The sequence below is a fragment of the Mycobacterium sp. IDUB_17 genome (assembly GCF_055419465.1).
Map to the genome: position 1 here is coordinate 81,414 of NZ_JBVAXS010000011.1, position 11,734 is coordinate 93,147.

Annotated in this window: 10 protein-coding genes; 8 read left to right on the forward strand and 2 right to left on the reverse strand. The window is 66.5% G+C overall.

Going from position 1 to position 11,734, the window contains the following annotated elements; translation table 11 throughout:
* Positions 1 to 109: 109 nt before the first annotated feature.
* The 8 genes from ACZYZ7_RS31290 (at position 110) to ACZYZ7_RS31325 (ending at position 10,663) form a co-directional block, all read left to right on the forward strand.
* Positions 110 to 1,816: an acyclic terpene utilization AtuA family protein gene (locus ACZYZ7_RS31290; protein WP_450073106.1), complete on the forward strand. Its 1,707-nt coding sequence runs from the start codon at positions 110 to 112 to the stop codon at positions 1,814 to 1,816.
* The gene (locus ACZYZ7_RS31295) at positions 1,813 to 2,961 is read left to right on the forward strand and encodes an acyl-CoA dehydrogenase family protein (RefSeq protein ID WP_450073107.1); all 1,149 of its coding nucleotides are present in this window, start codon (positions 1,813 to 1,815) and stop codon (positions 2,959 to 2,961) included. Before ACZYZ7_RS31290 ends, ACZYZ7_RS31295 begins: the two co-directional genes overlap by 4 nt.
* Positions 2,958 to 4,553, forward strand: a complete 1,596-nt coding sequence (locus tag ACZYZ7_RS31300) for an acyl-CoA carboxylase subunit beta (protein ID WP_135457944.1) — start codon at positions 2,958 to 2,960, stop codon at positions 4,551 to 4,553. The genes ACZYZ7_RS31295 and ACZYZ7_RS31300 overlap by 4 nt, the downstream gene beginning before the upstream one ends.
* A complete protein-coding gene (locus ACZYZ7_RS31305) occupies positions 4,507 to 6,498 on the forward strand; it encodes an acetyl/propionyl/methylcrotonyl-CoA carboxylase subunit alpha (RefSeq protein ID WP_450073108.1) in 1,992 nt (663 codons plus the stop codon). The genes ACZYZ7_RS31300 and ACZYZ7_RS31305 overlap by 47 nt, the downstream gene beginning before the upstream one ends.
* Positions 6,495 to 7,652: an acyl-CoA dehydrogenase family protein gene (locus ACZYZ7_RS31310; RefSeq protein WP_135457948.1), complete on the forward strand. Its 1,158-nt coding sequence runs from the start codon at positions 6,495 to 6,497 to the stop codon at positions 7,650 to 7,652. Before ACZYZ7_RS31305 ends, ACZYZ7_RS31310 begins: the two co-directional genes overlap by 4 nt.
* A gap of 15 nt (positions 7,653 to 7,667) precedes the next feature.
* Positions 7,668 to 8,435: an enoyl-CoA hydratase family protein gene (locus ACZYZ7_RS31315; RefSeq protein ID WP_450073109.1), complete on the forward strand. Its 768-nt coding sequence runs from the start codon at positions 7,668 to 7,670 to the stop codon at positions 8,433 to 8,435.
* A 304-nt stretch (positions 8,436 to 8,739) separates the two neighbouring features.
* A complete protein-coding gene (locus ACZYZ7_RS31320; protein WP_450073110.1) occupies positions 8,740 to 9,888 on the forward strand; it encodes a hypothetical protein in 1,149 nt (382 codons plus the stop codon).
* A gap of 331 nt (positions 9,889 to 10,219) precedes the next feature.
* Entirely contained in the window at positions 10,220 to 10,663 is a 444-nt protein-coding gene (locus tag ACZYZ7_RS31325) for an ester cyclase (protein WP_450073111.1), read from the forward strand.
* A gap of 63 nt (positions 10,664 to 10,726) precedes the next feature.
* On the opposite strand, the gene hsaC is transcribed toward ACZYZ7_RS31325, so the two are convergent.
* Complete coding sequence (gene hsaC / locus ACZYZ7_RS31330) at positions 10,727 to 11,632, reverse strand: iron-dependent extradiol dioxygenase HsaC (protein ID WP_450073112.1); 906 nt, start codon at positions 11,630 to 11,632, stop codon at positions 10,727 to 10,729.
* A 26-nt stretch (positions 11,633 to 11,658) separates the two neighbouring features.
* Positions 11,659 to 11,734, reverse strand: a 76-nt coding sequence (locus tag ACZYZ7_RS31335; RefSeq protein WP_234787032.1) for a hypothetical protein, incomplete at its 5' end; no start/stop codon positions are given.

The window sequence follows — 11,734 nt, forward strand, 5'->3', positions numbered from 1 at the left end:
CGTCGGATCCAAAACGCGGGTCAGCGCTTGACGTGAGACCTGCGACACCGGCTAACCTACCGGTTGGTTGGTTGGTAGGTATTCATTGTCAGCGTCGACGGGAGTGCATGTGCCTTCAGGGACTGGTGCGGTTCGCATCGGCAACTGTTCGGGCTTTTACGGTGATCGGCTGTCCGCGATGCGAGACATGCTCACCGGTGGTGAGCTGGACTATCTGACCGGCGATTACCTCGCCGAACTCACGATGCTGATCCTGGCCCGCGACCGGGCCAAGAACCCTGACCGCGGCTACGCCAAGACCTTCCTGACCCAGCTGGAGCAGTCGCTCGGGCTGGCGTTGGACAACGGCGTGAAGATCGTGGCCAACGCCGGCGGATTGAACCCCGCAGGGCTGGCCGCCGCCGTGCGGGCGCTGGCCGAACGGCTGGGCCTCGACGTCAACGTCGCCCACGTCGAGGGCGACGACCTGGTCGGGCGGGCTTCCGAGCTGGGCCTGGGCACGCCGCTGGCCGCCAATGCCTACCTGGGCGCGTGGGGCATCGTCGACTGTCTGAATTCCGGCGCCGACGTCGTCGTCACCGGCCGCGTCACAGACGCGTCGGTGATCGTCGGGCCCGCGGCCGCACACTTCGGCTGGAAGGCCACCGACTACGACGCGCTGGCCGGGGCGGTGGCTGCCGGTCACGTAATCGAGTGCGGCACCCAGGCCACCGGAGGCAATTACTCCTTCTTCGCAGAAATTCCAGATCTGGCCCGCCCCGGATTCCCCATCGCCGAGATCTCCGCCGACGGTTCCTCGGTGATCACCAAGCATGCGGCCACCGGCGGGCAGGTCAGCGTCGGCACGGTCACCGCGCAGCTGCTCTACGAGATCACCGGCGCCCGCTACGCCAATCCCGATGTGACGCTGCGGGTGGACTCGTTGCAATTGAGCCAGGACGGCGACAACCGCGTACGCATCTCCGGAGTGACGGGCGAGGCCCCACCGCCGACGCTGAAGGTGTCGTGCAACAGCATCGGCGGATTCCGCAACGCCGCCACGTTCGTGCTGACCGGACTGGACATCGAGGCCAAGGCCCAGCTTGTGCGCAGCCAGTTGGAGGCCGGCCTGAAAGTCCGCCCGGCCGAACTGGATTGGACGCTGGCTCGCACCGATCATCCCGATGCCGATACCGAGGAGGCCGCCAGCGCCCTGCTGCACTGCGTGGTCCGCGATCCCGATCCCAACATCGTCGGACGCCAATTCTCCTCGGCAGGTGTGGAACTCGCGCTGGCGAGCTATCCGGGATTCACCACCACCGCACCCCCGGGCGACGGTCAGATATACGGGGTGTTCGTACCCGGCTACGTCGATGCCGCCGAGGTGCCGCACATCGCCGTGCACGCCGATGGCACGCGGATCGGTATCGCTCCGGCGAGCGAAACCCTCGATCTGGCTTCGGTGCCCGATCCCGCCCTGCCCGAGGCGCTCCCCACCGGGACCACTCGGCGCGCCGCGCTCGGCACGATCGCCGGCGCCCGCAGCGGCGACAAGGGCGGGTCGGCCAATGTCGGCGTGTGGGTACGCACCGACGAGGCGTGGCGCTGGCTGGCCCACACGCTCACTGTCGACAAGATTCGTGAATTACTGCCCGAGACAGCCGATCTGCCGGTCACCCGGCACCTGCTGCCGAATCTGCGGGCCGTGAACTTTGTGATCGAGGGCATTCTCGGCCAGGGCGTCGCGTATCAGGCCCGATTCGATCCGCAGGCCAAGGGGCTGGGCGAATGGTTGCGCAGCCGTCATCTCGATATCCCGGAGGAACTCATCAAGTGAGCATCTGGACTTCGCCCGAGCGCGAGGCATTGCGCAAGACGGTGCGCAGTTTTGCCGAGCGCGAGGTGCTGCCGCACGCCGCCGAGTGGGAACGCACGGGCGAGCTGCCGCGCGAACTGCACCGCAAGGCCGGCGAGGCCGGCCTGCTCGGGGCCAATTTCCCCGAGTCGGCCGGTGGTGGTGGCGGCGACGGCGCCGACGCCGTGATCATCTGCGAGGAAATGCATTACGCGGGTTCGCCCGGCGGCGTGTTCGCCTCGTTGTTCACTTGCGGCATCGCGGTGCCGCACATGATCGCCTCGGGCGACGAGCGCCTGATCGAGACATACGTGAAGCCCACGCTGCGCGGGGATCTCATCGGATCCCTGGCAATCACCGAACCCGGTGGCGGCTCCGACGTCGGGCACCTCACCACGAAGGCCACCCGCGACGGTGATGACTACATCCTCAACGGCGCCAAGACGTACATCACCTCGGGTGTGCGTGCGGACTACGTCGTCACCGCGTCCCGCACCGGAGGACCGGGAGCGGCGGGCGTCTCACTGATCGTGGTGGACAAGGGCACGCCGGGCTTTGAGGTCAGCCGCAAGCTCGACAAGATGGGTTGGCGGTCAAGCGATACCGCCGAGCTGTCCTACACCGACGTGCGGGTACCGGTGGCCAACCTGATCGGCGCGGAGAACTCCGGCTTCTTCCAGATCGCGGCGGCGTTCGTCTCCGAGCGGGTGGGCCTGGCCGTGCAGGCCTACGCCAGCGCACAGCGCTGCCTGGATCTGACCGTGCAGTGGTGCCGCGACCGCGAAACCTTCGGCAAGCCTCTGATCGCCCGGCAGTCGGTGCAGAACACCCTGGCTGAAATGGCCCGGCGGATCGACGTGGCCCGGGTCTACACGCGCCATGTGGTGGAGCGGCAGCTCGCGGGCGAGGCGAATCTGATCACCGAGGTGTGCTTCGCCAAGAACACGGCCGTGGAGACCGGCGAGTGGGTGGCCAATCAGGCCGTCCAGCTGTTCGGCGGCATGGGGTACATGGCCGAGTCCGAGGTCGAGCGGCAGTACCGCGACATGCGCATCCTGGGTATCGGCGGGGGTACCACCGAGATCCTGACCTCGTTGGCCGCAAAGACATTGGGGTTCCAGTCATGACCACTCTCAAATCCACGATCGATCCGAGCTCCCCCGGGTTCACCGAGGCCGCCGAGGTGATGGCGACCAAGCTCGCCGAACTCGACACCGAGCACGCCAAGGCCCTGGCCGGTGGCGGACCCAAGTATGTGGACCGCCATCACGGCCGCGGCAAGCTCACCGCACGCGAGCGGGTGGAGCTGCTGCTGGATCCCGACGCGCCGTTCCTGGAGCTGAGCCCGTTGGCGGCCTGGGGCAGTGATTTCACCGTGGGCGCCAGCGTCGTCTGCGGTATCGGCGCCGTGGAGGGTGTCGAGTGCCTGATCGTCGCGAATGATCCGACGGTCAAGGGCGGCACCAGCAACCCGTGGACGCTCAAGAAGATCCTGCGCGCCAACCAGATCGCGATGGAGAACCGGCTTCCGGTGGTCTCCCTCGTCGAGTCCGGTGGCGCCGATCTGCCGACGCAGAAGGAGATCTTCATCCCGGGCGGGCAGATGTTCCGCGATCTGACCCGGCTGTCGGCGGCGGGCATCCCGACCATCGCGCTGGTGTTCGGCAACTCGACGGCCGGCGGTGCGTACGTGCCGGGCATGTCCGATCACGTGGTGATGATCAAGGAACGCTCCAAGGTGTTCCTGGCCGGGCCGCCGCTGGTCAAGATGGCCACCGGTGAGGAGTCCGACGACGAGTCACTGGGCGGTGCCGAGATGCACGCCCGCACTTCGGGTCTGGGTGACTACCTGGCCAATGACGAGCTCGACGCGATCCGGATCGGGCGGCGCATCGTGGCCCGGCTGAACTGGCGGAAGAAGGGCCCCGTCCCCGCACCGGTGGTCGAGCCGAAGTTCGACCCGGAGGAGCTCATCGGCATCGTCCCCGCCGATCTGCGTATCCCGTTCGACCCGCGCGATGTGATCGCCCGCATCGTCGACGGCTCGGACTTCGACGAGTTCAAACCGTTGTACGGGTCCTCGCTGGTGACGGGATGGGCCACGCTGTACGGCTACCCGGTGGGGATCCTGGCGAATGCCCGCGGGGTGCTGTTCAGTGAGGAGTCTCAGAAGGCCACCCAGTTCATCCAGCTGGCCAACCGGTCCGATACCCCACTTCTGTTCCTGCACAACACCACCGGCTACATGGTGGGTAAGCAGTACGAAGAGGGCGGCATGATCAAGCACGGCTCGATGATGATCAATGCGGTGTCGAACTCCACGGTGCCGCACATCTCGCTGCTGCTGGGAGCCTCCTACGGCGCGGGCCACTACGGCATGTGCGGGCGGGCCTATGACCCGCGGTTCCTGTTCGCCTGGCCGTCGTCCAAGTCCGCCGTGATGGGCGGCACCCAGCTGGCCGGGGTGCTCTCGATCGTCAGTCGCGCCGCCGCAGAGGCCCGCGGTCAGCAGGTCGACGAGGCCGCCGACGCCGCGTTGCGGGCCGCGGTCGAGGCCCAGATCGAGGCCGAGTCGCTGCCGATGTTCCTGTCCGGCCGGTTGTACGACGACGGGGTGATCGACCCCCGCGATACCCGCACCGTGCTGGGAATGTGCCTGTCCGCCATTGCGAATGGCCCGATCGAGGGGACGTCGAACTTCGGCGTCTTCAGGATGTGAGCGAACAGTGATTACGAGAGTTCTGGTCGCCAACCGCGGCGAGATCGCGCGCCGGGTGTTCGAGACCTGCCGTCGTCTCGGCATCGGCACGGTCGCCGTGTACACCGACCCCGATGCCGGGTCCCCGCACGTCGCCGAGGCAGACGCCCGGGTGCGGCTGGAAGGCAACAACGGCTATCTCGATTCCGCGCAGATCATCGCCGCCGCCCAGGCGTCCGGCGCGGACGCCATTCATCCCGGCTACGGGTTCCTTTCCGAGAACCCGGATTTCGCGGCCGCCGTGATCGATGCCGGGCTGACCTGGATCGGTCCGCCGGTGAACGCCGTACAGGCGATGGGCTCCAAGATCGAAGCCAAGAAGATGATGGCCGCGGCCGGCGTTCCGGTGCTCACCGAGCTCGATCCGTCGACGGTGACGGCCGACCAGCTGCCGGTCCTGGTGAAGGCCTCGGCCGGCGGTGGTGGCCGCGGCATGCGCGTGGTGCGCGAACTGTCGGATCTGCCAAGCGAAGTGGCCGCAGCCCAGCGTGAGGCACAGTCGGCGTTCGGTGATCCGACGGTGTTCTGCGAGCGCTACCTGGCCGCCGGCCATCACGTCGAGGTACAGGTGCTGGCCGATGAGCACGGCACGGTGTGGGCGGTCGGCGAGCGTGAGTGCTCGATCCAGCGGCGTCACCAGAAGGTCATCGAGGAAGCGCCGTCGCCTCTGGTGGAACGTACCCCCGGGATGCGGGAGAAGCTGTTCGACGCGGCCCGGCTGGCCGCCGAGGCGATCGGCTACGCCGGCGCGGGCACCGTCGAGTTCATGGCGGACGAGCAGGGGGACTTCTTCTTCCTGGAGATGAATACCCGCCTGCAGGTGGAGCATCCGGTCACCGAGGCCACCACTGGGCTCGATCTGGTCGAGCTGCAGATCCTGGTCGCCGACGGCGGCCGACTCGACGCCGAGCCGCCGGCCTCGCGTGGTTCGGCCATCGAGGCCCGCCTGTATGCCGAGGATCCGGCCAAGGGCTGGCAGCCTCAGGCCGGCACCGTGCACCGGTTCGATGTCCCCGGGCAGGTGCGCGTCGACACCGGTATCGAGGACGGCTCGGTGGTGTCGATCTTCTACGACCCCATGCTGGCCAAGGTCATCTCGTATGCCCCGACCCGCCGTCAAGCCGCGACCGTGCTGGCCGATGCGTTGGCCCGCACCCGGATTCACGGACTGCGAACCAACCGCGATCTGCTGGTGAATGTGCTGCGGCATCCGGCATTCCTGGACGGGGCCACCGACACGGCGTTCTTCGACACGCACGGGCTCGATGTCCTGGCCGCTCCGCTGGCCGGTGCGGGAGTGGTGACGCTGTCGGCGATCGCGGCGGCGTTGGCCGAGGCCGCACACAACCGCAGTAGCGCAACGGTTTTCGGTGCCGCACCCAGCGGATGGCGCAACCTGGTTTCGGGCTACCAGTCACGGACGTACCGCAACGCCGCGGGTGATGACGTCGCGGTGCGCTACCGGTTCACCCGCACCGGGGTCGAGCTGCCCGACGACGACGGAGTTTCCCCGGCGTCGGCGACCCCGGACCGGGTGGTGCTCACGGTCAACGGTGTCGACCGCGCGTTCGACGTGGCGCGTTATGGCGATCAGGTGTTCGTCGACTCTCCACTGGGCCCCGTGGCGTTCACTGCGCTGCCGCGCTTCCCCGATCCGGACGATGCGGTCGCACACGGCTCGCTGCTGGCACCGATGCCCGGTTCGGTGGTCCGGGTCGGCGCCGCCGTCGGCGACACCGTCACCGCCGGCCAACCGCTGATCTGGCTGGAGGCCATGAAGATGGAGCACACCATCGCCGCACCCGAAGACGGGGTGCTGGCCGAACTCAATGTCGCCGCAGGCCAACAGGTCGAGGTCGGCGCCGTACTTGCCCGCGTAGAGAACCCTGAAGGAGAACAGTCATGAGCTTCATCGAAACCGAAGAACAGAAGGCACTGCGCCAGGCGGTCGCCGCGATGGCCGCCAACTACGGGCAGGACTACTACCTGGAGAAGGCCCGCTCCGGCCAGCACACCACCGAATTGTGGAATGAGGCAGGAAAACTCGGCTTCATCGGGGTGAACCTGCCCGAGGAGTACGGCGGCGGCGGCGCCGGCATGTACGAGCTGTCCATGGTGATGGAAGAGATGTCGGCGGCCGGGTCGGCGCTGCTGATGATGGTCGTCTCCCCCGCAATCAACGGCACCATCATCTCCAAGTTCGGCACCGAGGAGCAGAAGAAGCGCTGGATCCCCGGCATCGCCGACGGGTCGATCACCATGGCCTTCGCGATCACCGAGCCTGATGCGGGTTCCAACAGCCACCGCATCACCACCACCGCCAAACGCGACGGCAGCGACTGGATCCTCAAGGGCCAGAAGACGTTCATCTCCGGTATCGACCAGGCGCAGGCGGTGCTTGTCGTCGGCCGCACCGAGGATCACAAGACCGGAAACCTCAAGCCGGCGCTGTTCGTCATCCCCACCGACACCCCGGGCCTGAGCTGGACCAAGATCGAGATGGAGATCATCAGCCCGGAGAGCCAATTCCAGGTGTTCCTCGACGACGTCCGGCTGCCCGCCGATGCGCTGGTGGGTTCGGAAGATGCCGCGATCGCGCAGCTGTTCGCCGGGCTGAACCCCGAACGCATCATGGGTGCGGCCAGCGCGGTCGGTGTGGGCCGGTTCGCCATCAACAAGGCTGTCGACTACGTGAAGACCCGCCAGGTCTGGAAGGTGCCGATCGGTTCACACCAAGGTATCTCGCACCCGCTGGCGCAGAACCACATCGAGGTGGAGCTGGCCAAGCTGATGATGCAGAAGGCCGCGACGCTGTATGACGCCGGCGACGACTTCGGTGCGGCCGAGGCCGCCAACATGGCCAAGTACGCGGCAGGTGAGGCGTCGGTGCGGGCGGTCGATCAGGCCGTGCAATCCCTCGGCGGCAACGGCCTGACCAAGGAGTACGGCATCGCCGCTGCGGTGACGGCATCGAAGCTCGCCCGCATCGCGCCGGTAAGCCGCGAGATGATCCTGAACTTCGTCGCGCAGACCTCGCTGGGTCTTCCTCGCTCATACTGACGGGCCGTACTGACAATGACGTCTTTAGTTCATTACGCGGTCGAGGGCAACGTCGCCCGGCTGACGTTGGATTCCCCACACAACCGCAACGCGCTGTCCACGGCCCTGATCGAGCAGTTGCTCCAGGGCTTCTCCGATGCCGCCGACGAGCCCGGGGTCCGGGCGGTGGTGCTCGGGCACACCGGTGGGACCTTCTGCGCCGGAGCCGATCTCAGCGAGGCCGCCGGCCAGGATCCCGGCGACATCGCTGTCGACCGGGCCCGCGAGATGACCAAGCTGCTGCGGGCCATCCTGGAATTACCGATTCCGGTGATCGGCGCGATCGACGGGCACGTGCGGGCCGGCGGGATGGGACTGGTCGGTGCGTGCGATCTCGTCGTCGCCGGTCCGCAGAGTACGTTCGCGTTGACCGAAGCGCGTATCGGCGTTGCACCGTCGATCATTTCGCTGACGCTGTTGCCCAAGATGTTGCCGCGGGCGGCGGGACGGTACTTCGTCACCGGTGAGAAGTTCGGTGCCGCCGAGGCGGCCGAGATCGGGCTGATCACCATGTCCGCCGATGACGTATCCGGTGCGGTTGCCGCGCTGACGGGTGAGATCGCGAAGGGGTCACCGCAGGGGCTGGCGACGTCGAAGGGGCTTACGACTGCGGCGATCCTGCGTGGGTTCGACGAGCTGGCCGAGGATCTGACCCGGCAGTCGGCACAACTGTTCGTGTCCGACGAGGCGCGCGAGGGCATGACGGCGTTCCTGCAGAAGCGCCCGCCGAACTGGGCGGGCTAGGCCCGAGCCGGGACGGCGCCTGGAACAGGTTGCAGTGCCGTCCCGTCTTGTTGCACATTGCAATATGTTCGATTGAAAGCACGATTGCTGACGCCAGTCTCGGCCAAGCCGTTTCACCAGGTAAACATGCACCACGCGGCTATTTCTCAGCGTTTACTCGGATCTAGCTGCCCCATTCCAGTTTTATTGTATTCATAGTGCGACGGCCTCTCACGTTGCTAGCGTCCCGGTTTCCACGCTCCTTGGAAGGAAACCATTGATACACGCAGCGTTACGCTCGTACGCCACAGCGGGGCTAGCAATTGTGGGGGCCGGTGTCATCGCCGTGTCGCCGCTGGCGCCACCGCCGGTCACCCAGTCGGCCACCAACACCATCTCGACCGCACAGGTGGCACTGACTTCCACCGTTGATCCGTTGACCCGCTGGAGCCAGATTGCGGCGAACACCGGCGAGGACATCGGCGAACTCGCCGATTTCTGGATGGAGAATCCGGCGCCATTGGCGCGCCAAGTCGTCACCAATCTGTCGACGTACGCCGGGTGGTACGTCGCGGGTCTCCAACAGGCCATTCCCGCCCTGCAGAACTGGGCGGAACTGACGATGGCCCCCGCGATCAACCAGGCCGCTGCGCTGATCCAAGCCGGACAGCCCGAGCAGGCCGGAACCGTCCTGGTAAACGCGCTCGGCAACATCATGTGGGCCGGGTTCCCGATGATGAATCTGCTGAGCATCCCCGGATTGATGACTGATCATTTCAGCACCCTGGTGAAGGGAGTCTTGTCGGTACCGACGGCGAGCACATTGGTCGGCTTGGCCCTTGGAGTGCCGTCCGACCTGATCACCTCGGTCACTGTCGGCGCTCAGGACGCGCTCGATGCGACCAATTCCGGTGACCTCACGGGGGCGGCATTCGCGATCGCCAATATCCCAGCCGATATTGCCGAGAAGCAGCTCAAGCGAATCTTCGAGTTTCGGAAGTGGGGCGGCTGCGGGTGTCTGGTCAGCGGCGGGCTGGTCCTCAACCAACTCATCAAGCTTCCGCGACAACTTGCGGCGGGGATCGCCCTGCCTGCCCCGGCAGCGGCGAGCGCAGGCACCCTGGCGATCGCGGCACCGGCCACACCTGAACTCCCCGCAGTCACCGGCACCGCGGCCCAGGCCGACCCCGAGGCTCCTGCCGCAGTCAGCGTCAGTTCCAATGGCGTAACCGATCTTTCAGCAGGCAACAAGATCCGGCCCGGCAAGACCGGCACCACCTCCTTGCGACAGAGCCAGAAGCTGCGCGCCTCGATCGACCACGCCGCAGGCCAGGTCGACAAGACGCTGAAGGGCATCCGCGACAACGTCAAGAAGTCCCTGAAAGGACTGAACAGCGGCGCCGACAAGAAGAAGAACACCGCCGGAGGCGCAACCACTGGCGGCAGCGCTAACGGCGATTCGGACAACGGCTAAACCGCCCACCCCACTGGCCCCTGCCCGGCACCGGGCAGGGGCCCGTGGTTGCCCGGGGAGCGGAAGGATCAACCCGGCTTCGGCAATCGCATGCCGCGGGTATCGATGTTGAGCACCAAACCGGTGCCGCACCCCGAACGACAGACAGATCAGGATCGAAACTGCACCTGAGCTCGATGTGTCGAAGCAGGTCATCCAGTCCCCGCCGAGGCGACTGTGGTTGCGTCCGGCAGCAAACGTTGCGACGCGTCTGTCGCATCGCCTGCGGCAGTTCTACGGTTCTTGTGCGGACGTTCTCTGCCGTGCGGTGTCCCCATGAAAGGCCGGAATCATGGCCAATGACCAGAACAAGGCGATTTCCCGACGCATATGGGAGGTGTTTGCCTCCGGTGACCTAAGCGAGCTGGACGATCTCGTCGCTCCCGGTGCCGCCTTCCACGACACCCAGGATCCGTTCGGAGATCAACGCGGCCCCGAACATATGCGGAGCCTGATGGCGATGTACCGGAACTCGTTCTCCAACATGCGATTCGACGTCAAGATGCAACTCGCCGAGGGCGATCACGTGTGCACGATGATCGAGGCGCAGGGCGATAACACCGGCGAGATCATGGGCCGGCCGGCCACCGGTAAACACAGCCGGATCAACCTGACCAATGTCGACCGCATCGAGGACGGCAAGATCGCCGAAAGTTGGGTCACCTGGGACACCCTGGGCATGCTGCACCAGCTCGGCCTCATCCCCGCAGGAGCGCAGCAGAAGGCCCCCGCCTGAGCTGATTCCGGTGGATCCAGGGCCGGCCGCGGCCCTGGATCCACACCCCGGAGCCCACGTCCGTCACCGGTTGTGCGACCCGGCGGTGAAGTCGTGACCCCACAAACTGACCGCGGTCGATTCACGGACAGTCCACTCGTGATCGTCGACCTGCAATCCCTCACAGCCGAATTCGAGGTCGAAGCCGCCGGGCGTCTTCATGTAGAAGGACAGCATCTCGTCGTTGACGTGGCGGCCAAGCGTCGCCGACAGTGGAACCCCGCGGCGGGACACACGATCCAGGCAGAGGCCCAGATCGTCACTGTTCTCCACCTCGATCATCAGATGCACGATCCCGCTGGAAGTCTCACCCGGCAGAAACGCCAGGCTGTGGTGGCGCGGGTTGACCCCGAGGAACCGCAGCCAGGCCGGAGGGCCGTCGGCGGGCCCGCCGACCGCTTGCGGGGGTAGCCGCATCGAGTCACGCAGTGCGAAGCCGAGCACGTCTCGGTAGAAACGCAGCGATTCGGCGTCATCGCGAGCGGTCAGCACCACGTGCCCCAGACCCTGATCCCCGGTGACGAACCTGTGCCCGTAGGGGCTCACCACCCGGCGATGCTCGAGCGCCGCGCCGTGGAACAGCTCCAGCGTGTTACCCGACGGGTCCCGCAGTCGAATCATCTCGTCAACGCGCCGATCGGCAAGCTCGGCCGCGGTGGCCTCACGGTAGGGAATGCCCGCCCGGGCCAGGGCGGCACGGAGATCACGCAACGCTTCAGCGTTCGCGGTCTCCCAGCCGGACTCCAGCAGACGATCACTCTCGCCCGAGACGATCACGAGTCGGGCCGGGAACTCGTCCATCCGCAGATAGAGCGCCCCCTCGGTGAGACCCCTGCCCTCCACCATTCCGAGTACCTTCAACCCGTACTCACGCCAGGCCGCCATATCGGTGGCCTCGATGCGCAGATACCCCAGCGATCGGATGCTCATCGGAGGAATCTGCCGGGTGGCGGTCATCAGACCATCGTGTCGGCCGGGGGCAGGCCGAACTCGTTGTTGCCGAAGATCAGGTAGGCACGCTCGGGATCGTTG